At 42.0% G+C, this 24,101-nt stretch carries 14 protein-coding genes and 1 pseudogene; 12 read left to right on the forward strand and 3 right to left on the reverse strand.

Annotated elements, in window-relative coordinates; translation table 11 throughout:
* Nucleotides 1-61: 61 nt before the first annotated feature.
* From trpB to OGM63_RS25125, 5 genes are all read left to right on the forward strand, one after another.
* The gene (trpB, locus tag OGM63_RS25105; protein ID WP_263748401.1) at nucleotides 62-1,297 is read left to right on the forward strand and encodes a tryptophan synthase subunit beta; all 1,236 of its coding nucleotides are present in this window, start codon (nucleotides 62-64) and stop codon (nucleotides 1,295-1,297) included.
* Between the two features lie 314 nt (nucleotides 1,298-1,611).
* Complete coding sequence (trpD, locus tag OGM63_RS25110; RefSeq protein ID WP_263748402.1) at nucleotides 1,612-2,799, forward strand: anthranilate phosphoribosyltransferase; 1,188 nt, start codon at nucleotides 1,612-1,614, stop codon at nucleotides 2,797-2,799.
* A gap of 133 nt (nucleotides 2,800-2,932) precedes the next feature.
* Nucleotides 2,933-3,997, forward strand: coding sequence for a 3-deoxy-7-phosphoheptulonate synthase (aroF, locus tag OGM63_RS25115; protein WP_263748403.1), 1,065 nt, complete (start codon nucleotides 2,933-2,935; stop codon nucleotides 3,995-3,997).
* 565 nt (nucleotides 3,998-4,562) lie between these two features.
* Nucleotides 4,563-5,423, forward strand: a complete 861-nt coding sequence (locus tag OGM63_RS25120; RefSeq protein WP_263748404.1) for a hypothetical protein — start codon at nucleotides 4,563-4,565, stop codon at nucleotides 5,421-5,423.
* A gap of 435 nt (nucleotides 5,424-5,858) precedes the next feature.
* Nucleotides 5,859-7,448: a hypothetical protein gene (locus OGM63_RS25125; RefSeq protein ID WP_263748405.1), complete on the forward strand. Its 1,590-nt coding sequence runs from the start codon at nucleotides 5,859-5,861 to the stop codon at nucleotides 7,446-7,448.
* Between the two features lie 299 nt (nucleotides 7,449-7,747).
* Here the strand turns inward: OGM63_RS25125 and OGM63_RS25130 are convergent, their stop codons facing one another.
* Both OGM63_RS25130 and OGM63_RS25135 read right to left on the reverse strand, forming a co-directional pair.
* A complete protein-coding gene (locus tag OGM63_RS25130; protein ID WP_263748406.1) occupies nucleotides 7,748-13,141 on the reverse strand; it encodes an nSTAND1 domain-containing NTPase in 5,394 nt (1,797 codons plus the stop codon).
* Between the two features lie 786 nt (nucleotides 13,142-13,927).
* The gene (locus OGM63_RS25135; protein ID WP_263748407.1) at nucleotides 13,928-15,268 is read right to left on the reverse strand and encodes an RNA-guided endonuclease InsQ/TnpB family protein; all 1,341 of its coding nucleotides are present in this window, start codon (nucleotides 15,266-15,268) and stop codon (nucleotides 13,928-13,930) included.
* 51 nt (nucleotides 15,269-15,319) lie between these two features.
* Here OGM63_RS25135 and tnpA point away from each other — a divergent pair.
* The 7 genes and pseudogenes from tnpA to OGM63_RS25170 all read left to right on the forward strand — a co-directional run.
* Nucleotides 15,320-15,715, forward strand: a pseudogene (tnpA, locus tag OGM63_RS25140) (IS200/IS605 family transposase); the annotation flags it as partial.
* Nucleotides 15,716-16,330: 615 nt separating this feature from the next.
* Nucleotides 16,331-17,230 (forward strand): RNA polymerase sigma factor, encoded by a 900-nt coding sequence (locus OGM63_RS25145; protein ID WP_263748408.1) that lies wholly within the window; start codon nucleotides 16,331-16,333, stop codon nucleotides 17,228-17,230.
* Nucleotides 17,170-18,789 (forward strand): tetratricopeptide repeat protein, encoded by a 1,620-nt coding sequence (locus tag OGM63_RS25150; protein WP_263748409.1) that lies wholly within the window; start codon nucleotides 17,170-17,172, stop codon nucleotides 18,787-18,789. The genes OGM63_RS25145 and OGM63_RS25150 overlap by 61 nt, the downstream gene beginning before the upstream one ends.
* A 149-nt stretch (nucleotides 18,790-18,938) precedes the next feature.
* Nucleotides 18,939-19,349 carry a CVNH domain-containing protein gene (locus OGM63_RS25155; RefSeq protein ID WP_263748410.1) on the forward strand — a complete coding sequence of 137 codons (411 nt, stop codon included), beginning with the start codon at nucleotides 18,939-18,941 and terminating at the stop codon, nucleotides 19,347-19,349.
* 852 nt (nucleotides 19,350-20,201) lie between these two features.
* Entirely contained in the window at nucleotides 20,202-20,351 is a 150-nt protein-coding gene (locus OGM63_RS25160) for a hypothetical protein (protein WP_263748411.1), read from the forward strand.
* A 581-nt stretch (nucleotides 20,352-20,932) separates the two neighbouring features.
* The gene (locus OGM63_RS25165; protein WP_263748412.1) at nucleotides 20,933-21,319 is read left to right on the forward strand and encodes a hypothetical protein; all 387 of its coding nucleotides are present in this window, start codon (nucleotides 20,933-20,935) and stop codon (nucleotides 21,317-21,319) included.
* Between the two features lie 35 nt (nucleotides 21,320-21,354).
* Nucleotides 21,355-21,663 carry a hypothetical protein gene (locus tag OGM63_RS25170; protein ID WP_263748413.1) on the forward strand — a complete coding sequence of 103 codons (309 nt, stop codon included), beginning with the start codon at nucleotides 21,355-21,357 and terminating at the stop codon, nucleotides 21,661-21,663.
* Here the strand turns inward: OGM63_RS25170 and OGM63_RS25175 are convergent.
* A partial coding sequence (locus OGM63_RS25175; protein WP_263748414.1) for a WD40 domain-containing protein occupies nucleotides 21,620-24,101 on the reverse strand: 2,482 nt, incomplete at its 5' end. The genes OGM63_RS25170 and OGM63_RS25175 overlap by 44 nt on opposite strands.

A 24,101-nucleotide genomic window follows, 5' to 3' on the forward strand; every position in this document is an offset into this window, starting at 1 on the left:
CATTCCCCATTCCCCACTCCCCACTCCCCACTCCCCATTCCCCAATAAAGGATTTTAACCAGTGGTAAGCATTCAAGATATCAAACAAGCTCAAACAGCGCGACCAGACTCCTTAGGCAGATTTGGCAAATTCGGTGGAAAATACGTCCCTGAAACCTTAATGCCCGCATTAAGCGAGTTGGAAGCCGCATACGAGCAATATCGTAACGATGCAGGATTCCAAGAAGAGTTGCAAGGTTTACTCAAAGACTACGTAGGAAGACCTAGCCCGTTATATTTCGCCGAACGCCTGACCAAGCACTATGCACGACCTGACGGCACGGGACCGCAAATTTATTTAAAGCGCGAAGATTTAAATCATACAGGCGCTCACAAAATTAATAACGCTTTAGCGCAGGTGTTGTTGGCAAAGCGCATGGGTAAAAAGCGGATTATTGCTGAAACCGGTGCAGGTCAGCATGGAGTCGCGACGGCAACCGTGTGTGCGCGCTTTGGTTTAGAATGCGTGGTTTATATGGGCGTCCACGATATGCAACGCCAAGCCCTGAACGTGTTTCGGATGCGGTTGATGGGGGCAGAAGTTAGTCCGGTAGAAGCTGGTACGGGAACTTTGAAAGATGCGACATCAGAAGCGATTCGCGATTGGGTGACGAATGTCGAAACCACCCATTATATCTTGGGTTCCGTTGCAGGTCCCCATCCTTACCCGATGTTAGTGCGTGACTTTCATGCCGTAATTGGTACAGAAACTCGCGCTCAATGTCAAGAGAAATGGGGCGGTTTGCCAGATATTCTTTTGGCTTGTGTTGGTGGTGGTTCTAATGCGATGGGGTTGTTCCACGAGTTTGTAGATGAAGCATCTATCCGCTTAATTGGAGTTGAGGCAGCAGGTGAAGGTGTCGATACAGAAAAACATGCAGCCACCTTGACAAAAGGACGAGTAGGTGTATTGCACGGTGCGATGAGTTATCTACTACAAGATGAAGATGGTCAGGTAATCGAAGCACATTCGATTAGTGCCGGGTTAGATTATCCTGGTGTGGGTCCTGAGCATAGTTACTTAAAGGATCTTGGTCGTGCCGAGTATTACAGCGTGACTGATAAGCAAGCTTTAGAAGGATTGCAGAGACTTTCGCAGCTAGAAGGAATTATTCCCGCTTTAGAAACCGCTCATGCGATCGCTTATCTAGAAACCCTTTGTCAACAGCTTGATGGTAATCCCCGAATTGTCATCAACTGCTCAGGTCGGGGTGACAAAGACGTGCAGACAGTTGCGAAAGCGCTCAATGTTGAGTAGTTAGGAGTTAGGAGTTAGGAGTTAGGAGTTAGGAGTTGGGAGTTGGGAGTTAGGAGTTGGGAGTACTTTTTAACTCAAACCTTGCACCCATCTCAATTAACCCGATATCCCGCCCCTAGTTGCATTTCGGGCTAATAGCACGCATTCCATTAAAATGGACTGAAAGTATTATTTCGTAAGCATTTAGTCTTCTTAAGAAGACTTTAGCTATTAGCCTCAGAATTCATTATGAGGCGGTTGTTGAGATTGGTACAAGATATCAGTTTTAACAACGCTCCAACCATCAACCATCAAGGCTCCAACCATCAACCAATATGATAGCCACAACCCAAGCCCCATCTAACAATATTCCCGGCACTCCCGATCAAAATTGGTCTGATTTATTAAAACAATTACTCGAGTTGCGATCGCTCACAGTTTCTCAATCTGCTGACTTGATGCAAGGTTGGCTGACAGATGCTATTCCCCCCGTCCTAACGGGAGCTATATTAGCAGCAATTCAGGCAAAAGGCGTATCCGTAGAAGAATTAGTTGGTATGGCTGGTGTTTTGCAATCCCAGTCGATAGGGGGACAAGGAGGACAAGGAGGACAAGGGGGACAAGGGGGACAAGGAGGACAAGGAGGAATTTCTCCCTTGTCCCCCCCCTCTCCCTTGTCCCCCCCTCTCCCCCTCCTCCCCTCTCCCCTCATCGACACCTGCGGAACTGGTGGAGATGGAGCTTCAACTTTCAACATATCAACTGCTGTCGCCTTTGTAGCTGCTGCTGCGGGGGTAAAAGTTGCTAAACATGGCAATCGTTCTGCATCCAGCAAAACCGGTTCCGCTGATGTGTTGGAAGCTTTGGGTATAAATCTTAACGCCAGTCCGGAGAAAGTGGAGTCCGCAGTTGATGCTGTCGGTATGACCTTTTTGTTTGCCCCAGGATGGCATCCAGCACTGAAAGCAGTTGCCGCTTTGCGAAAAACTTTAAAAGTGCGGACTATTTTTAATTTGTTGGGACCTTTGGTGAATCCAATGCGACCAACAGGGCAAATTATTGGAGTGAGTGATCCACTTTTGTTAGAAGCGATCGCTCAGGCATTATCGCAACTCGGATGTCGTCGAGCGATCGCTCTCCACGGCAGAGAAAAGTTAGATGAAGCAGGTTTGGCAGATATCACTTACCTCGCTATACTGCAAGAGCAAAAAGTCCGCTCTATCATACTCAATCCGCTAGAATTAGGTTTAAGTCATGCTCCCACTGAAGCCTTGTGCGGTGGAAATGTCGAAGAGAATGCAGAAATCTTAAGAAATGTTTTGCAAGGTAAAGGCACTCAAGCCCAGCAAGATGTAGTTTCTTTAAATACCGCTCTTGCGCTACAAGTTGGCGAAGTTTTTGATAGCAACTCCACAGATATTTTGGAAAATTGTGTTCAAGGTATAGCTTTGGCAAAAGAAGTCCTGCAAAGCGGTGCTGCTTGGACGAAATTAGAACAACTTGCTGATTTTTTACGCGAATAACTATTAGACATCGACCGAATTTAATTATGCGTTGCCCGAAACCCTTGATTAGACGTAGCAATGCTACGTCTCTACATTCATTTTCGGAGATGTCTATTGGCAAATTAGTGAAATATACAAAGGAAAAACGCACATGATTGTCATTTTAAAAAACGGTACACCTCAAGAAGAAATTACTCGGTTAAGTCAAGAAATCAGTGACACATGGGGAGTCACAGTCGAAAAAAGCGTCGGCAAGCACAAAATTGTTTTAGCAATGATTGGTGATACTCCTAGCATCAATCCGTTGCAAATCAAGGGATATAGCCCTTGGATTGAGGAAGTATTGCGAGTACAGCAACCGTTCAAACGAGTGAGTCGCGAATTCCGCTATGGAGAAGCTAGCGAAGTTGTTGTACCGACACCTAACGGTAAAGTCTACTTCGGTGAAAATCATCCGATTGTCGTGGTAGCTGGACCCTGTTCTGTTGAGAACGAACAGATGATTGTCGAGACAGCAAAGCGGGTCAAAGCAGCGGGAGCCAAGTTCATCCGTGGTGGAGCATACAAACCTCGCACCTCACCTTATGCATTCCAAGGACACGGTGAGACTGCCTTAGGTTTGTTAGCAGCTGCCCGTGAAGCTACGGGTTTAGGCATCATCACAGAAGTGATGGATACTGCCGACTTAGAAGCAGTGGGAAGAGTAGCTGACGTGATTCAAGTGGGAGCACGGAATATGCACAACTTCTCGTTGTTGAAAAAAGTAGGTGCTCAAGATAAGCCGGTGCTGTTGAAGCGGGGAATGTCTGCCACCATTGATGAGTGGTTGATGGCAGCAGAATATATCCTTGCTGGGGGAAATCCGAATGTAATTCTTTGTGAGCGGGGGATTAGAACCTTTGATGGCAAATATGCTCGCAATACCTTAGATTTGTCGGTGCTTCCAGTATTGCGATCGCTTACCCACCTACCAATCATGATTGACCCCAGTCACGGTACAGGTAGGTCTGAGTATGTGACACCAATGGCAAAAGCTGCGATCGCTGCCGGTACAGATGCTTTAATGATTGAAGTTCACCCAAATCCGGCAAAAGCCCTATCTGATGGACCCCAATCCCTCACCCCCGATAAATTTGACATCTTGGCTCAAGAAATGGCAGTAATTGGCAAAGTTGTCGGTCGCTGGTCTGAGCGTGCTTTGGTAGGTTCTATTTAATTCTCCGATTAATGAATTGAAAGAATTTTAGATTGTTGGGTGCGTTACGAATTGCGCTAACGCAATACCGTTCAGTTAAGCCCAAAATCCTCCTAGAGACGTAGCAATGCTACGTCTCTACATACAATTTTTACCACCAATTTCTTAACACCAAGCGTATTGATTCATAACGCACCCAATCTGATGTTTGATATTTAAAATAAATTTAGAAGTTTATTTTTTGAATTTAATTTTTGCATAACATTATTTTTGTACTATTCTCAATAAATATTTTATATTTGTAAAATAACTAAAAATAAGGCAAGGTTATCAAAATATTTTTCATTGTTAATTTAAGTAAAATTTATTATTCTATTTTATAGAAGTGGCATTAATTTCAAGTTGTTTTTCGTTACTTAAAATGTAAACACTCTGTAATTAAGTCCAAAAATTAAAAAAATAATAGCTATTAACTAGATTAAGTAGTAAAAAATTATAAAAAAGTAACGAGAAAACTTACTTTTGTATTTTTTACATCGCTTTATTCAGCAAAATTTTTGTCCTAAAAACAGAAGGGTTATATCTAATGGCAGATTTTAATGTTAGCTCTTTTAGTAATGGTAGCAATCCCCTTGATGGTGGTAGCTCAAATGCTTTTGGTGGCATATCAGCTGGTAGCAATTCCAATACTTTTGATGATGGAATCTCATATCAAGGTAGTAGCAGTTCAACCACCACTGGTGGGAATTCCCTTGGGCAATCACCTTGGGGTCGCTTAAGCGAAGTCGGTATTACCGACTTAGGTAGCCTTTTCAGTGGTGTTGGTAGTGAATCTAGTGGTGGCAACCCCTTTGCTGACAACCCCGCAGCTGCCCAGGTACTGTTTGGTGGTGACAGTCAGGGAGGATCGCCCTTTAGTAACTTGAGGTCGAACATTGACAAGCTAGTTAGTAACAGCACCAATAGCAGCAAGCCGACGGGTGGTAGCGGCATCACGGCTCAGTCTGCTGATGCCGATACTACTGGCGGTATCACAGGTGGCTTTGGTGGCAGCTTCGGTGGCAGTACCACAGGCAATACCTCTAGTATCGACTTTGGTAGTGGTTTCGGTGGCGCCACCTCTGAGATTGAGATCAGGTCTTACATTGACACCCTGGTTAATTCCAAACTCACCGAAGGTGGTATCAGTCCATCCTTTAATGTCCCTGGCAATGGATTCGATGGCGGCAGCATCCCCTCTACTAACAGCTTCGGCACCGTCTCTGATGAAACCTTCAGTGCCATCTTCAGCATTCCAACTACTGGTAGCTTCGATTTAGCTAGCTATGGTATCCCCGAAGTTAACAGCTTCGTTGGCGGTAGTGCTATCCCCATTCAAGGTGGCGGTATCGGTAGTGTAGGTGGCGGTGGTGTTCCATCATTCAGTGGTGGCAATCCGTTCGCTTAGTACACGCATTGCACAAGTTAAAGCGCGAATTGAAGTTAGACGTTGTAGCAATCTGGGTTCCTCTGCCTTTTTATTTAAACCTTCAATTCGCGGCAATTTTACGGTATTAGGTAGCGACTATTATTGTGTTTTTTAAATTATGCTGCTACTTAAAACTAAAAACCTAGATTGTGAAGCTCGTTGCTACTAAAAATTGATGACAGTTTCATTACTGTCATCAAACATTTTGTCGAGAAAAATTTATATTTATAAACAACAGTAAAATTAAACGTAAAATACTTTCCTGTTTGGTAGTGAGCCGTTTACCGCTCATATATAAAAGTTTTAAGGGCACTTATCCATTACTACAAAAATCTAACAAACATTAAAAATCCGACTTCAACTGATCTTTGATATGTAAAACTTGCTTCTATTAAAACGTGAGGATAATTATTTATGGCAACTTATACCGTGAATTCCATTGATGAGCTTAATCAATCGTTTACTGGTGTTAGCAATCCCTTAGCTGTTAATGACAATCTCTTGACTGGCAGCTTAAGCACTTCTATTTCTGCTAGTAGCAGTCTGCCTGTAATTGAAGACAGCAGTAATTCAAGCTTCCAAAATATTGGTGGTAGTAGCAATTCCACAACAGTTATTAATAGCAACCCGTTTGCAATTGTTGGCAACGTAGTTGTTGGGAATGGTCAATGGATAAATAATAATGAAACCACACCAGAGGGTGTCTCCTCAGCACTAACGGTTAGTGTTGAGCAATTGCTCGACTCAGTTATTGTCAAATTGCGTAACAGATTGCCCTTAAGTGATGCTAGTAATAGTTTGACTGATGGCAACCCGTTTGAAGACGGAAAGAACCCTTTCGGTGATGGCAATCAGCCTTCTGCACCAGGTTTGGTATTGAATGCCAGCGGTGAAAACTCAGTTGCAGGTGTTCAGAACCCGTTTGCAGGTGGTGAAAACTCAGTTACAAGTGGTGAAAATCCCTTTGCAGGTGGTGATGCTAATCAGCAACCATCCTTCGATATCTCGCAATTTGTCTTCGGTAACGACGACAAGCTAACATTCTTAACCGGTGATGGCAGTGTGCCTCAGTTATCATCCTCGGAGATATTGAAGACTGTCCAAGCTAATATCTTAAACGTAACTGAAATTCTCAACTCTGGAAATCTGTTTGGAGATGGTAACAATACCCCTTTGCAAACACCGTCAGATTTGTTGAAGCTGTTTAGGAATGATATATTCAGCTTTAACAGCGGTGTCAACGGTGTGAACCAATTGGCTAGTGGTGACAACTCGTATACTGATAGTAGCAACCCATTCCTCAGCTTATTTAGTGGTGGCAGTCAAGATAAGGAAATACCGTTTGATATTTTGAATGTTGCCTTAGAAGGAATTTTACCCTTCAATGGCAAAGATAATGTGTTTTCTACCCCAGATGGCGAATTACCGATTGGTTATGGCAATCACGACTTTGGAAGTAAGAACGCAACCATCGGTAATGCTAACTGGGATTACGGTAATGCCAACGCAACCATCGGTAATGGTAATTGGCTTTGGGATTCTAGCACTGACAACGCAACTATCGGTAATGGCAACTGGAATTTAGATGCTTCTCATGACAATACAACCATCGGTAATGGTAACTGGTATTGGAATTCTACTAGTGACAATACAACCCTTGGTAATGGCAATTGGAGTTTTGGAAATAACAACACAACTCTTGGTAATGGTAACTTTGACTTCGGTAGTAATAATACAGTAATTGGTAGTGGCAACAAGGTCTTTACCAGTAACAGTATAGTTATAGGTAATGGAAACTGGTCTTTAGTTATTGACAAATCAAGCGCTGGTGCTAGCGACTTGATGACTCAGCTAGATACGTGGGTGTCTATTATGGGAGTCAAAGATGCTACTGATAATCTAGTGAATTCAGTGTTGGGTAAGTTGGGTGAAGCTTTTGAGCCGTTAACAGGCAATCTTAGTGCATCAGGTACTAAGACATTTGACCGATTATTTTTATCTTAAGGCACTCATAAAACAATCATCAATCATGACAGGCTTATCACACATACGCTCCAAGACGTTCCACTGGAACGTCTCTACGATGGTAGGTAGGTTTTTATTACTGTTAATTAAACGGACATGATATCAGATGGTTAAGTCTAGAAGAGATTAGCGATCGCCCTCACCTTTTTTTGTAAACTGAGAAAGCGATCGCTATTTTTCTTTAACCACTTCAAAACGATGGTAGGAATTACGTTCGTGTCTTGCTCAGATGCTAGGAATTAATGGGTAATGGGGAATAGGGCATTGCCCAAGTGTCGCTATTGGCAGATGTTGCGATCGCCTGTGTTAAAATTGGGGTTACTTGTCAGATAATCGTGCAAGCGATCGCATCCGTGCTTTAATAGTTGCGACAAATTCAATGTTTGCATTTCTATCCCCGTCAACTGCCAAATTTTTACTGTTTTGTCTTGACTCGCCGAAACAATCATCTTACCATCAGGGCTAAAATTAACACTCCTCACATCACCAGTATGTCCCTGGAAAGTTCTCAACAACATACCGCTCTGTACATTCCAGAGTTTGATGGTGTCGTCATCACTAGCTGAAGCAATCATTTTCTCGTCAGGAGAAAAACTCAAATTATTAACCGCATCAGTATGTCCGGTTAAGTTTTGCAACAAGCGACCGTCACGATCCCATAGCTTGACTGTACCATCCTGACTACCAGAGGCGATTATCTTACCATCTGGGCTGAAAGTTAAAGCCCAAACACTAGCATTGTGTCCATTAAGAGTTTTTAGTAACTTGCCATCCCGACTCCAAAGTTTGATATTATTATCAGCACTGGCTGATGCTAACAATTCACCATCTGGGCTGAATTCAACATTAGTTACCCAACCTTTATGCCCCTTGAGAGTATTTAACAAGCGACCATCCATACTCCAGAGTTTAACCGTTTTGTCAGTACTGGCAGAAGCGAGGATTTTCGCATCAGGACTGAAGCTCATATTAATTATCCAATCAGTATGTCCCTTAAGGATGTGCAGCAAAGAGCCATCACGTTTTCGCAGTTGGATAGTATTGTCAGCACTCGCTGTTGCCACCGTGTTTTCGTCCGGGGTGAAGCTAATGCTGGTAATATCGTTAATGGGGGAAGAGATAGATTTTAGTAACTTACCGTCTAAACTCCAGAGTTTCATCGTTTTATCGTTGCTGACCGAGAAAACGGTATTACTATTCGGATTAAACCAAGCGCTATTCACGCTATCGAGATGTCCAAAAAGAGTTTTTGGCGCATTGATATCAAGGTTCCAAAGTCTCACGGTATAATCATCGCTAGCGGAAGCAAGTAGTTGACCGTCTGAACTAAAACTAACGCTACTGACTACATGGTTATGTCCTTGTAAAGTATCCAACAGTTGACCATCTAAGCTCCAAAGTTTGATAGTTTTATCAATACTCGCACTTGCGATGGTTTTACCGTCAGGTGAAAAACTAACGCTTTTGACATCGCTGTTATGTCCAGTTAGCGTATTCAGTAAACCACCGTCACGATTCCAGAGTTTGACAGTATTATCAGCACTAGCAGAAGCAATAGTCTGTCCATCTTTTGACCAAGCGACACTCAAAACCTCACCAGTATGTCCTGGCAGAGTTTTTAGCAAGCGACCATCTAAACTCCACAGTTTAATCATGCGATCGTCGCTACCAGAAGCGATAATATCACCTAAAGGTGAAAAAGTAACGCTATTTACACCTTGGCTGTGTCCGGTAAGAGTTTTCAGTAACTTGCCGTCCCGACTCCAGAGTTTGATAGTATCATCTTTGCTAGCCGAAACAATCATTTGACCGTCAGGGGAGAAAGCAACACTATTAACTCCATCATTATGTCCAGAAAGTGTTTTCAGCAACTTGCCATCCCGACTCCAAAGTTTGATAGTTGCATCAGTACCTGCCGAAGCTAACATTTTGCCGTCACCAGAGAAACTCACACTATTGACTCCATCGCTATGTCCGCGTAAAGTGTGGAGTAACTTGCCATCACGCTTCCAAAGTTTGATAGTTGTATCAGTACTTGCCGAAGCTAGCATTTGTCCATCGTTTGAGAAACTGACACTACTTACCCAAGAATTATGTCCAATCAAACGGTTGCGTTCTTGAGTTTGATCGATCGCCTGTTGTAAAATCGTTGCAGTTGCAGTTTGAATCTTTTTTGTAGTATCAGGATACATCACCTGACTGGAAAACGTCATCTTTTGTAACTCTTCCCCTGCCTTAACACTAGTTGATAGTGCTTCCAATTGCTTATGGGAGAAAAGAAGGTTTTCTGACAAAGAATTTAAAGCTTGTATTTCTCGCAACTGCGCTTTTTGACTTTGCTGATAAGCTAAAGCTGCAAAAGAGAAAGCAGCTATTCCCAAAATACTAATAACAGTTACAGCTTTTTGCGCTTGTTTGAGTCTGCTTTTTTCTTGCAGTTGTTGTCGTTGTCTTTCTTCTAGACAAGCAGCAATAAATCCCTGAACATCAAAAGATAATTCTTCAGTGTAATTGATATAAATATCTTCCGCTTCAGCCAAACGCACACCCTGCAACAAAAAATCAGATTGTTCACCCCCATGTTTCCATAGCTGTGCAGCTTGTTCAATTTGACGTTGCGATCGCAATCTCCCACGATTTTCTTCTAACCACCATCGCAAAGTAGACCAATAGCGAATCAGCACCTCATGGGCAACTTCTATCGTCACAGAAGAGGAGGGGGAGAGGGGGGGATGGGGAGAGGGGGGGAAAGAAAAATTATTCTCCTTGTCCCCTTGTCCTCCTTGTCCTCCTTGTCCCCCTTGTCCCCCTTGTCCCCCTTGTCCCCCTTGTCCTCCTCTCCCCCTCCCTCCCTCTTCCAAATTCACCACTACCAACTTCCCAGCAATTAACGCTCCCAGTGTCTTTTCTACCAATGGTGCCGGATATTTTTTCACAATCAACTCTGATTTATACACCCTTCGTCGAGTATCTTCCGTACCTTCACCTAACTGCGTCAGAGATAGAAAAATCCAACGAGCGCATTCTTGAGCTTCAGCGTCTAAACTCTCATAAACACCTTGCGCTTTACTTTCCAGCGCTCCTTTAATTCCACCCAAGTGCTGCTGATAAGCTTGTAAAGTTAACTTACCTGCAACTCGATGTTCCCACAACTGCTCTAAGACAAATTCTAAAAGCGGTAAATCTCCGGGTGAGGAGTGTAACTCTTGCAACAGTACTTCAACTAACACAGGTTCAACTGTTAAACCGACTTGTTCAGCAGGGTTAATAATGACGTGACGATACTCCTCCTCAGTTAAACAAGGCGGTACGAGAATGCTAGACTGTTGTAAAAGCTGCGCTAATTTCGGTATTTCCAAACAAGCTGCGATAAAATCTGCCCGCAGAGTGATGACTATTTTTAACTTATCTTGAGCTAATTCCAGTGCCCCTAATATAAGTTCTAAAAAGCTCTGTCTCTCAACAGCTTGGGCAACGGTGAATAATTCCTCAAACTGGTCTATAACTAAAATAATGGTTGGTTCTGGTCGATTACATACCCAGTGAGCAAATCCTTCTCCCCCTTGATACAACATTCCCTCTAGTTGTATTTGCTGATAAGCTTTTTCTTTCTCAGTTCCGCTATCTACTAAGCGTCGTGATAAAGCTAAGAGCGGATTTGCACCAGGACGAAAGCTTTTAATCCACCATTCTTCACTACCAGGTAATTGTTTACCGCACCGCAGTTGAGCGATTAATCCCGCTTGCACTACTGAAGATTTACCGCTACCAGAGGCACCAACTACGGCAAGAAATGACTTACTTGTCAGATGATGCAGAAGTTGCTGCGTCAAAGTTTTTCTACCGTAGAAATACTGAGCATCTTCCGGAGTAAAAGCTCTTAATCCCCGGTAAGGACAAAGCCCTAAATCAATTCCTTCCGTTAACTTGATATCTCTTGTACCAGTTATAGTAGGTATAATTTCGATAACCCCTTGAATCCCGGATACCCAAATGTGCAATGGTAATGTATTTGAACAAGATAATTGCAATTGAGTTATCCAACTAGCTACCGATAAACTGTTTTGGTGTTGGGCAGCTTTCAGGGTATCGTGAAGAACTTGGGTGAATTGTTCGGGATTGTATGACGGGGAAGCAGCAGCAATGATGCACTGTCCTTGTTCAGAACTTAGTTGCAAGTCTTCTATCCAATCTTGTAGAGACGCGAAATTTCGCGTCTGGTCAGCCAAATTTCGCGTCTGGTCAGACAAATTTCGCGTCTGGTCAGACAAATTTCGCGTCTGGTCAGACAAATTTCGCGTCTGGTCAGCCAATTGTTGCGTCTGGTCAGCCAATTGTTGCGTCTGGTCAGCCAAATTTCGCGTTTGGTCAGTCAAATTTCGCGTTTGGTCACAAGGACAGTCTAAGATGATAATTTGTTGAGTGTAAGGCGATCGCCTGAGTTGTTGTCTTAACCAAGAGCGACTCAATTGAATATCCGACCCCACTAGCAACACAGCTTCCCCCGTTTCAGTTTCCTTTATTTTTCCACGCAAATATAATAAAACTGTTGCGTTATGTTTTAAATTTTGAGAATCTTGCTTTTTCTGCAAGCAATCCTGCATTCCTTCTTGAATATATGAAGCTGTTATCTTATCAGCTTGTGGCAAATACTCTAACTCAAAGCCACCAACACCGCACAAAAGTTTACAAAAATCGAGAGTCGTCTTATTAGTTGTCAGTCCCTCAACAATCAGCGCTTGTCGCAAAGAAGACGATTCCACAACTTCTGATTTTAAGCCAAGAATAATTTCCCCAACTCCTTCCACAATCCGCTTCGGAGTTTGCAAAGGATATTCTGAATAAAGTCTAGTTTCCCCTCTACCTCTTTTTTGCTGATTAATCAGTCGCAGTTGTTGATTAGTTTGCTCAATGTATTGCTGCGTCTGATGATAAATATATCGATAAAGACTGTCAGCTTCAATCAAACCCCGTGCATCAGCAGCTTCACCTCGCAACCCCCGCATTAAATAATAAGTAAAGACTCCGTGTCCTAACTCCGGAAATTCCCAAGATTGTTGATCTGTGTCGCAAGAAAGCAAAGCATAAAATCCTCTACTCTTTTTGGCTTTCTGCCGCAACAAGTCTACCATTTGCGGTGTCAGGTTTTCGGAGTTTGGTATTTCTCCTTTTGCTCCCTTGAGTGACATACTGCCGCTATGACAAGCATCCAACAATACCAACTGAGTCTGCGCTCTACTATGTCCCAATAAATGTAATAATTCTTGTAATCCTAAACCTGTGTTGAGTAAATTATCGATTTGCGTATCTGCCAGACACAAAACTACCTGCCCAGAGTTTGACTCTACCATCCCGTGTCCAGAAAAATAAAATAAAATCGTGTCTTGTGGTTGAGCCGCAGCACCAATTTGCTTTAATGTAGTACGAATATTTATTAGTGTAGGCAACTGTAACGATAAATCGTGGTGACTCCACACTTCCGTCTGCGGAAAAGCTTGAGTTGCATCTGCTAAAGCTTCCGCTAAACCCTGGCAATCAACCGCTGAATAGCGCAAACAAGGCAATCGCTCATCCTGGTATTGGTTTACACCGACCAACACCAACCAAAGTTTTGCCTGTCCGGTTTCTAAAGCATAAGTTGAGCGACTTGTAGCAACGCCTAATGGAGACATTTTTTTAAATTACAATACAGGGAATAGCAATCAATCTCAAAAATATACGGTAAAAATTTAGACTGATATAAATACTGATTATTTAATATGCTAAAGCTTTTCTAGGTTGACTGCTACGAGTTTATGCGTTGTTGTTGAAGGATATATCCGGAAAAATTTACAAATCTATAGAAATCCGGTTTGATTTTTGAACAAAATTACTCCCGGAGCGCTGGAAGAATACCTAAATTTTTTTAACGAACCGCTAAGACGCTCCTGTACTCCAAGAAAGAAAAGAAAGTAGGTAATCTTGTAATGGTCTGGGAGTAGTTATTCTTAGGCTGGGTTAGACCTAAAAGCAAAAGATGCTCGCTGATGATTAGACATCTCCAGAAATGAACTATGCGTTGCCCAAAACCCTTGTAGAGACCTTAAATTTAACGTCTCTACATTCTTTTTCAAATAGGTTGTCTATTGAGGAATAAATTTGCTCCCGGTGAGCGATCGCATTTCGCGTTTGGGAATCATGGGAGAGGGAATTTAAGGGCAACTTAGTTAAAATTATTACATTTTTCTAAATTAACGTCGTCAGATTAGACAATTGTAATACTACCTTATACGCAAATTACACTTACAGCAGTTTTAGTATTTTAAACTACACTATTTTATTTTTCCGGTTGAGAGAAAAAAGATGACTTTAGTCCTGACTACGAACTTAAAATAATCTGCCAGTTGCGTCAACCCTCAGAAAATTTACTGATTATTTTTTCTGGATAGTTATAAATAATGCATTTGTAATTTAATATACTAAATCCGACTTAAAGATCCGACTTTGCCGACTAGCGTGGAAAGGCGTAAGAGTGCTAACTGTAAATACAACGAACGAATATGACACTTGCGAATGCTTAAACCTGCATGGCAATACTTCCCAGGCTTTGTGTTTTCAACTTTGACATACTCACCGGGAATCAACGCCTCGGTGATTCTTGACGCTTCAACGGATTCCGCTACCGAAGTAGTCTTAAAATTCCTCTGCGTCCGTTTAGAGTCGTGGCAATGCCCTATCCCGACTTTATTTATATTTTTTGCAGCATTTTCATCTCTGTCGTGTTCAGCGCCGCAATTTAAACACTTCACCAATCGAACTTTTAAATCTAGCTTTCCCCATCTATACCCGCAATCAGAGCAGACTTGGCTTGTTGGTTCCCATCGACTTATAACGCGAAAAACCCGATTAAGTTTTTCAGATTTACCTTCGCATAACGTTCTAAATTCTCTCCACCCTTGAAGACTAATAGCTCTAGAAAGTTTACGATTCTTGACCATACCCCAAACATTCAAATCTTCCAAAATAATAGTTTGGTTTTCACTAACAATTTTCGTAGACAATTTGTGCAAGAAATCTTTGCGAGTATCTGCAATTTGGTTATGCAGTTTTGCAATTCTAATACGAGTTACATTTCTGCGTTTTGACTCTTTGGGTTGACGTGCTAGTTTTTTCTGAAGTTTACGAATTTTCCTATCTGTAATTAAATATTTAGGACTTTCAGCTTTTGTTCCATCCGACATTACAGCAAAGGTTTTAACCCCTAAGTCAATACCAATACTTTGGTTTTTAGCATCAATATAAACAGGCTCAATCTCTACTACAAAACTGAGGAAATAACGATTAGCACAATCCTTAATTACGGTAACAGAACTAGGGGCAGAAGGTAACTCTCTAGACCAAATAGGACTAACATTACCAATCTTAGTTAAATAAACTTGTTTCTCCTGAAAAGAAAAGCCACCAATCCGGAATCGTGCTGATTGTTGATTAGTTTTCTTTTTAAATTTGGGTCTACCAGCTTTCTTACCTTTTCTCTTACCTTTTAAAGAATCAAAAAAGTTTTTGTATGCAACACCCAAATCAGCAACTGACTGTTGCAATGGGATGTTAGACACTTCAGACAGCCATTTGCGTTCTTCGGTTTTTTTAGCTTGAGTAATAACTAGTTTTTGTAAGTCGTTATTACTTGGCAACTTTTCTGATTGCTTGCAAATAGCCAGGGCATCGTTCCACACAACACGAACGCAACCAAACAACTGAGCTAAACTCTGTTGTTGTTGGTCTGTTGGATAGAAACGATATTGATACCTGGCTTTCATGGCTAGTGGTATAATGGGTCTGTAAATATATTATATATTGGTCTGCATAAAATGACAACCGGATTTCGCAGAGAAAGGCATAGTGTTACAGATTTAAAAATACATTTGGTCTGTGTGACGAAATACTGTAGGTCTGTATTTACATTGGAAAGTCTTGCGGAAATTGAAAAGTCGTTTCAAGAGGTATCTAAAAAGATGGATTTTCAAATGATTGAGTTTAATGGTGAGGGTAATCATGTTCACGCGCTGATTGAGTATCCGCCTAAGCTATCCATCTCTCAAATAGTTAACGCATTAAAAGGGGTTTCCAGTCGCCGCTACGGGCAAGCCGGATACAAAAAACCCCATAAAGAAGCCCTATGGAGTCCTAGCTATTTCGCTATTTCTGTAGGAGGTGCCCCGCTAGAAATTCTTAAGCAATACATTAGAAATCAAGAAAAGCCGTCAAGCGAAGGACGGGGCTTGAGTCCCATTTTTTTGGTCAATAATCCTAACTCCCTAACAAACAAGGATAACCAAACCATGAAAATAGCTAAAACCCTCCCCCTTCTTTTTATTTAAGTGCGATCGCCTGATCTCCTAGGGTGCTATACTTTCGGCTAATGCACCCTTTCTACTGTCAGTGCAATATCTACGACAGCCTACACCTACGCTCTTTTGGTTTGCGTTGAGATTTTTACTAGATGTCTCCATAAATTCATTATGCGTTGCCCGAAACCCTTGATTAGACTTAGCAATGCTACGTCTCTACGTCTTTGATCGAGATGTCTATTGAAGAAATAGAGAGAGCGATCGCTTATTTTCCCCAAGCAACTGCTCTATAAAGAAATCGTTCAGGGACGAACCCCTCGATAGCTTATCTATTGCGATTCAGCCATTAACGCATCACAATTTGGAAGTCGCAAAAGTCTTGACTACAAAATAAAATAATAACCCACGCTGGGTAATTCCTAATAAAATTTACTTAATTTTTTTCTATAGACGATCGCAGGTACACCTATGTTATACCTGTAATGATTTATTTTGAACAATGAGTTTTAGTTTTTCAACTGGAAGTAACAAATGTGGGCGAATTTGCAGCAAAAAGCCTTTATTTCCTTAACAAATCTGGAAACTGAAAACCTATGGACAAACCAAGTCCAATTGTCGGGTTTATCTGGGTGCCACACTGATTTTTGGCAGTTATGGGAGCAATATCAAGATTATTTTTACAGATGTTGCCTAAAGTGGATGGGAGGTAATAGTCATGATGCTGAAGACTTACTCAATCAAGCAATGCTCAAAGCCTGGAATCTCTGGTTAGATTATGCCGGAAAAATCACCAATCCCAAGGCTTGGTTGACTCGAATCATCCATAACCTGAGTGTAGATATATATCGACAACGCCAGCGAGAGACGCAAATTACAGAAGATGCAGCAGTTAGTTCTGGGCTGGAATCTACTGAGTCAAAACTTTTACGTCGTGAACTAAGCGTATACCTGCGCTACAAAATTGAGTCCTTACCATCTAGACTGCGTGACCCTTTTATTCTCCGCTACTGCCAACACAAGTCATACAAAGATATTGCCAAGCAACTCACCCTCTCGGAAGACAACGTTTGGAAACGGGTTCAACAGGCACGAACTATTCTGCAAAACCAGTTGAACAAGTATCTATTGGGGGAAGATAACACTTCTTTAGATTCTCCCTCTTTCAAAAAGGTGAATTCCACAAACATCTCCCAGCCTACCTCCCAGCAGCAACTTCATCATCTAGAGACGTTGTATACAACGTCTCTACACCCGATTGCAGAATGTGGGTTGGAGAGGGGTGAAATCAACAACCCCGAACTCACATCTGACTGGGAAGCATCCATAACATGCGATCGCATCGAACAAATTAACTATCAAGTAACCGTTACATGTCTGGAAACCTTGCCACACAATTGGTACAGTTCTCCCAGTCCTCTGGGGTGGATCTGAATGTTCACTTGGTCTTAGACGAAAAGCCAACGAGACAAGAACAGAAGCTGAAAACCTTAAGTAAGTACGTGCAGAAGTATCCCCAAGGATGGAAGAAACGACTAGAATTGGCTGATTTACTCTACTCAATGGGAATTTGGCAGCAAGCGATCGCAGAGTATCGACAAGTGATTTCGCGATCGCCTCAATTGATGAATGTGCGGCTGCAACTAGCGAAAATCTTACAAATGATGAAACGAGAGGCAGAGGCTATAGAGCTATATCAGAGTGCCTTACGACTATGCTGTAATCAAGGAACTCAGCACCATATCAGCGGATTGATTGCTCTGTGTAAAGGTGATAGTCAAAAAGCGATCGTTGCTTTTGATTTTGCGGCTGACCTAGAACCTGACAAAATAGTTCACTGGCTGGCATTGGGACAGGTGCAGATGGAAAGAGAAAATCCGATTGGGGCTTTACAAGTCTTTTCACGGGTTTTGTCACTCAACCCAGACGATATTGTGGCATTGATTCACAGCTATGACATGCTGATGGCAGTGGGAGACTTTCAGGAAGCTAGGCAGAAGTTAAATAGAGCGATCGCCTTAGCTCCTGATGATTTCCGGGTACTCCAGCGACAGCTAGATCAGCGTTGCAGCATGGGATTGGTATCTAATGAAGAGGGGAAGCAGACGAAAAAGCTCATTGGTTCTATGCTACGACAGGCTCCTCATGGGGCTGAAGCTTACAAATCACTAGCGTATTATCACATTTACCGAGGGGATTGGGCACAAGGGGCAGAGGTATTAGCAGAGTTTACAGAGCAACACCCCAATAATCCTAGTGGTTGGTATTACTATGGGCAGTACTTATTCCACACTGGGGAATGTCATCAGGCAGCTCAGATGATGCTCAAAGCATATCGTTTGTATCCCGACGATTGTGAAATCTATCGGGGGTTGTGTAGGATTTTGCCAGTTGAAGCTCTACCCCTCTCATCCCAGGGAGGTAATGTAAACCTAGCTTTGATAATAGAAGAAATGCTGAAACGGTTTCCCCAACGCTGGAGTGTTTGGGCAACGGCAGGACGGGTGCTAGTAGAAAGTTTGAAAGAGATTGAGCGGGGGTGTAGTGTTTCTCTGCAAGGAACGCAACTCCAGCCACAGTTACCTGATGCTTGGTTTCGTCATGGACGGGTTTTGGCTTTGGCGCTTAAACACCAGCAAGCTGTGGAGGCGCTACAGCAAGGATGGCAGTTATTACCAAAAGGGGGGGGTTATCTGCAATCTCTACCTGCGGCGGTGTGGCTGGGAGAGAGCTATCAGGTGCTCTTAGATGATGTGGCGAGTCGGAAATGGTGGGAAGAGGCTTGTTTGCAAGCTAAAAAATTGATGACGTTTAACCCAGCCACAGCTGATTACTGGCAAGGGAGAGCCTTAGAAGGATTGGGTGATACTTTCGGGGCTATGAAGGCTTATCGAAATGCTTTGAATTTGCAGTTGTTTTATCCACCCCGCAGAGAGGTTGAGGCAGCTGTGAAACGGTTGCAAGCTATGGTGCGAAAGGATAATCGTGCTTGAGGTGGGTTTGATGGAGGGCATTTTTGAGAAAAAACGCCTCTAACTCGAAAAATTCGGAAATTGACCTTTAGAAACGTCTTAAAAATGTAGAGATGAAGGACAACTCTGAGTCCTTACGTAAAAACTCATAAATATCAGGAGTTTTCACCATGAAATTAGGTAAATGGATTAGTGCGATCGCAGCGTTGCTCTTTGCTTTTAGCGTGGCAATTATTGCCAGTCCTTTGACTGCTGCGGCTGCTCCTAGTAGCTATCAACTAACCTGCTCAGGTATCTCTCTTCGCGAGAATGTACTATCAGCCACTTGCAGAACAAGGAATCAATCACTCAATTCAACTTCCATCACCTTGAGAGGAATTGAAAATATTGATGGAACCCTCAAAGTTCTTAATCCTCAAAAAATTGCTAACTTTAACCTGACTTGTGCAAACACTTCTGTCACTGGAGATCAACTTTCAGGCAAATGTCGAAAGATGAATGGTGCATTTGTACAAACCCTTACAGGCATAAATGGAATTGAAAATATTGATGGAGTCTTAAAGTACACAAGTCAAGCATAACTGCGATCGCTTGATTGAGGAAGGTGCAAAGCGCCGAAAATACGGCACCTTCCAATAGACATCTCCAGAGAACAATAGACATCTCCGGAAAAGAATGTAGAGACTTCGTATTTCGCGTCTCTACAAGGGTTTCGGTTAACGCATAATTAATTTCCGGAGATGTCTAATGTAGAGACGTGAAATTTCACGTCTCTACAAGGGTTTGGGCAACGCATAGTTCATTTCTGGAGATGTCTAATGAAGGAGAGTGCGATCGCTCTTTTGATTTCAGTGGGAATCGCTATAATTATTTCACTTAACATATTCCCCTCCTTATTTTGTTCCTGGAGGGTATTTTATTAGACATCTCCAAAAATGAACTATGCGTTGTCCGAAATCCTTGTAGAGACGATTCTGTGCTACGTCTCTACATTCTTTTCCGGAGATGTCTATTAGACATCTCCATAAATTAATTATGCATTAACCAAAACCCTTGTAGAGACGCGAAATACGAAGTCTCTACATTCTTTTCCGGAGATGTCTATTACTTAAGTGGCTATCTGCGGTCAGCTCCGCTAACACAGGTATCACCCACCAGACTAACTAGCAACGCCGGGTTAATAACCAAAAGACATAGACGTGAAAATGAATGTAGAGACGTAGCATTGCTACGTCTCTTGGGGTTTGGATAACGCATATCTAATTTTACCAGATGTCTAAAGCACTAGCACCCTATCGCTTTAATCGAATACACCTAGAGACGATTCTGTGCTACGTCTCTACGAGGAGAGGGGTTTTATATATGTACTTCATTGTGCGCCACCTTGGGGATTTTACAATAATTTTGTCGTGCGATCGCTCTTTTGATTTGAATTGAGATTCGGAATAACTAGAGCGATCGCTTATCTTCCCCAAGCAAGTGCTGCTGCTACACCCGTCGTACAATACGGTTCGGTTAACGTATGTAGAGACGTTGCACAAGATAAGTCTCTACAAGGGTTTTGGGTTCACAAATATTCTTAACCGAACCGTATTGACCCGTCGTAGACATAGCCTTTTGAGACTCTCTACCCTAAGGGGGAGGAACATCCACACCCCTTGAAGCCAGACTCTACGTATCTTTTCATGCAATCAAATATGAGTTCTATATATACTTAACTAGAGAAAAATTAGGGTTGGGTATGGGAATGGAAAAATGAAAATAAATATTAATTTTTTTCATTGCGATAACTAAGTAGAACGTATTATACTAGCACTTAAGTATATAAGATTACCAAGAACAAATATTTGACCAAGGTAATCTTGGGAGTTGGGATTTAAAATTTTGGATTGGGTGACACGCTATTTATCAGGATACTAAGACTTTTCAGCCCAACCCCAAATAAAAAGGGTGCAAATCTACGATCGCCGAAACGACAGAAGACTGCATAAATAAACTCAAGGAAATCTATTAAGTCTGTGAAAGGGTACAAACCGAAAACAGTTTAGGCTATTAATTGTTTTGGCAAGTTTACCCTATTTTTCGGAATGCTTTGATGGCATTGGGTAGGTAAACGTATTGCAACAAAAGTTTTAGTCTCACACACACCAGGAGATTATTTGAGATGAAAACGCGAGTTTTAAGGGTCATACAAGTTATTTTCAAATCCGGTGCATTGAAATTTATCAAAGAATTGTCGAAATTGAGTCGCACAATTTTGAAGTTAAAATCCCAAATGCAAAAGAGTATGAATAAGTCAGGTAATAAACAGGAAAATCCACTACAAGAACAAACAGAAGAAGTTTCCAGGAGAATAGGAGAACCGACAGTCGATCCGCAACCACCAGAACCACCAACTACTGTACGACTGGAGGAGGAAATTTCCAGGAGAATAGGAGAACCAACAGTTAGTCAGCAACGACCAAAGCCACCGAGTCCTACCCGAGTCAGAAAAACAGGAGTTGCAACGGTGACTAAGCAACCACCGAAACCACCTCGTCCACTGCGATAGTAGCTTTATCAATAAAAGTAAAAAATACACGAAAAATGAAAAAGCAAATTGTCATAGCGATCGCCTTACCAATAGTACTAGCTAGTGCAACATCTAGTTTTGCTGGTGAAGTTGTGAAAAAGCCAGTAATAACACCCAGCACCGTCAAACCAGTCGTATCTGTACCCATAACTGGTACTGGAGAAGATACACACAGAAATGGTGAAGGGAATATCGGAAAAAAACCCGTAAAACCTCCTACACCTCCGCGTAGAGAACCAATTTTGGTCAACCAACGCCAAATTTTACAGCCAGTCAACTCTACTCTCCCAAGTCAAAACACAAATCGCCCTTTTGCTTATTAAGCTTAGGGTTATTCTCTAAATAATCATGCAACCATTGACAACTGCGAACTAACAAATGATCTAAATCTGTGGTTTGCAGCTCTTTGCTGTCAATACGCCACAGTTTAGCGGTACCGTCGTTACTAGCGCTAGCAATCATCTTACCGTCAGGGCTGAAACTGACATCAGTGACAGATTCGCTGTGTCCCCAAAAAGTTTTTATTTCTATACCATCTTTACTCCATAATTTCACTGTTTTATCATTACTGACAGAAGCAATCATGCTACCTTGTGGGCTAAAAGTTACGCCCCAAACTGCATCGCTGTGTCCTTGTAGAGTTTTCAGTAACTTACCATCGCTTACCCGCCAAAGTTTAATAGTTTTATCAGAACTAGCAGAAGCGAGGATATCACCTTGCGGGTTAAAACTTACACCACTAACTGCGTTAGTATGTCCGGTGAGAGTTCGCAGTAATTTACCATCTTTCACCCGCCAGATTTTCACAGTGTTATCTCTGCTAGCAGAAGCGAGAATATCACCTTTCGGATTAAAACTGACACGAAAAACTTCACCGTTATTTCCAGTTAAAGTTCTGATAAGTTTCCCATCCCTAACTCTCCATAGTTTAATAGTTGCATCCGCACTCGCTGAGGCAAGAATATCTCCTTTCGGACTGAAAGTGGCATTATTAACTTCATGTTCATGTCCTATAAGAGTTTTAATCATATAGTCGTCACGAGTCCGCCACAGTTTCACCCATCCTTCCCCACCAGAGGTAGCCATAGTTTGTCCATCAGGACTGAAACTGACACCAAAGACAGCATCTCTATGTCCAATACGAAAAGGTGGCTTATCAAATCCTTCGAGAGAGGAGTGCAATGTCATACTCGGTATATCCCAAAGTTTGATTGTTTTGTCCTCATTGGCTGTTGCTAACAAATTACCCTGAGGATTAAAGCTGACACCATTTACCGAAGACTTATTATTTGAGAAAGTTTTCACCAAAGAGTTATCTCTTTGCCAAAGTCTAACAGTTTGATCTGCGCCGGCGGATACTAAAGTCTGACTGTCCGGACTGAAACTGACTCCATAAACAGCAATACTGTGTCCTAGGAATGTTTGTAATAAAGTTCCATCCTTCGGGTTCCACAAATTGATAGTTCTATCTTTACTTGCTGAAGCCAAAGTTTCACCGTCAGGGCTGAAACTGACATAATTAACTCTAGCAGTATGTCCGACAATAGTTTGTAGCAAAGTGCCGTCACTATTCCAGATTTTGATAGTTTTATCACCACTACCACTAGCAATCGTCCTACCTTGTGGACTAAAAGCCACACTAATAACTTTATCCGTATGTCCAGTTAAAGTTTTTAGCAAAGTACCGTCGCTAATTCTCCAGATTTTAATAGTATTATCAGCGCTACCTGAAGCAATTGTTTGACTGTTGGGACTAAAACTAACACTATTGACTTCACTGCTATGACCTGACAAAGTTCTGAGAAGTTTACTATCACTAACTCTCCAGATTTTAATATTTTTATCAGCACTACCACTAGCAATCATCTGACCGTCAGCAGACCAAGAGACGCTGAAAACCTCAAGATTATCGGCGTTGATAGTTTTAATTAAAGCACCGTCAATAGTCTGCCACAGCTTCACAGTGCCATCAAAACTAGCGGTAGCAATCATTTTACCGTCAGGGCTAAAAGTAACATCCTTAATTGCTTTTTTATGTCCTGACAAAGTTCCCAGCAACTTACCATCACGTCGCCAAAGATTCACTGTTTGGTCATCACTAGCAGAAGCAATTGTTTGACCATCCGGACTGAATTTGACACTAACTACAGCTTTAGTGTGTCCTTCTAAGCGGTTGAGTTCTTGAGTGTTAGAAAGTGCTTGACCTAGAGCAGCTAAGGTCTTAAATTTAACATCTTCCGATGCCCCAATTGTCTGCTTTAATTTTTTTCCAGCTTCGACACTGCTAATAATTGACTCAAGCTGCTGATTGGATAAGATATCTGCTTTTGATAAAGAATTAGCAGCAACAATTTTGTTTAATTGTGCGGTTTGATATTGCAAATAAGCTAACCAACCGATACTGGGAACAGCTACAACCAACATACTGATAATAGCGATCGCTACTCGTTGGCGTCTGAGTCTGGTCTTTAACTGAAATTGTTGGCGTTTTCTTTCTGCTAAACAAGCTTCAATAAATTGTTGAACATCAAAAGAAAGTTCATCAGTATATTTAATGTAAATATCTTCCGCTTCAGCCAACCGCACACCCTGCAACAAAAAATCAGATTGCTGACCACTTTGCAACCATAATTGTGCAGCTTGCTCAATTTGACGTTGCGATCGCAATCTACTACGATTTTCCTCCAACCACCAGCGCAAAGTTGACCAGTGGCGAATTAGAATTTCATGGGCTACCTCTACCGTCACTCCCTGGGGGATG

The organism is Plectonema radiosum NIES-515 (genome assembly GCF_025753815.1).
Classification (GTDB): domain Bacteria; phylum Cyanobacteriota; class Cyanobacteriia; order Cyanobacteriales; family Nostocaceae; genus Hassallia; species Hassallia radiosum_A.

Coding starts and splice junctions, on each gene's coding strand:
- OGM63_RS25120 (WP_263748404.1), top strand. CDS start 4,563: ATGGCAGATTTTAATGTTAGCTCTTTTAGTAATGGTAGCAATCCCCTT.
- OGM63_RS25135 (WP_263748407.1), bottom strand. CDS start 15,268: ATGAAAGCCAGGTATCAATATCGTTTCTATCCAACAGACCAACAACAA.
- OGM63_RS25155 (WP_263748410.1), top strand. CDS start 18,939: ATGAAATTAGGTAAATGGATTAGTGCGATCGCAGCGTTGCTCTTTGCT.
- OGM63_RS25145 (WP_263748408.1), top strand. CDS start 16,331: ATGTGGGCGAATTTGCAGCAAAAAGCCTTTATTTCCTTAACAAATCTG.
- OGM63_RS25165 (WP_263748412.1), top strand. CDS start 20,933: ATGAAAACGCGAGTTTTAAGGGTCATACAAGTTATTTTCAAATCCGGT.
- OGM63_RS25150 (WP_263748409.1), top strand. CDS start 17,170: ATGTCTGGAAACCTTGCCACACAATTGGTACAGTTCTCCCAGTCCTCT.
- OGM63_RS25170 (WP_263748413.1), top strand. CDS start 21,355: ATGAAAAAGCAAATTGTCATAGCGATCGCCTTACCAATAGTACTAGCT.
- trpD (WP_263748402.1), top strand. CDS start 1,612: ATGATAGCCACAACCCAAGCCCCATCTAACAATATTCCCGGCACTCCC.
- OGM63_RS25130 (WP_263748406.1), bottom strand. CDS start 13,141: ATGTCTCCATTAGGCGTTGCTACAAGTCGCTCAACTTATGCTTTAGAA.
- aroF (WP_263748403.1), top strand. CDS start 2,933: ATGATTGTCATTTTAAAAAACGGTACACCTCAAGAAGAAATTACTCGG.
- OGM63_RS25125 (WP_263748405.1), top strand. CDS start 5,859: ATGGCAACTTATACCGTGAATTCCATTGATGAGCTTAATCAATCGTTT.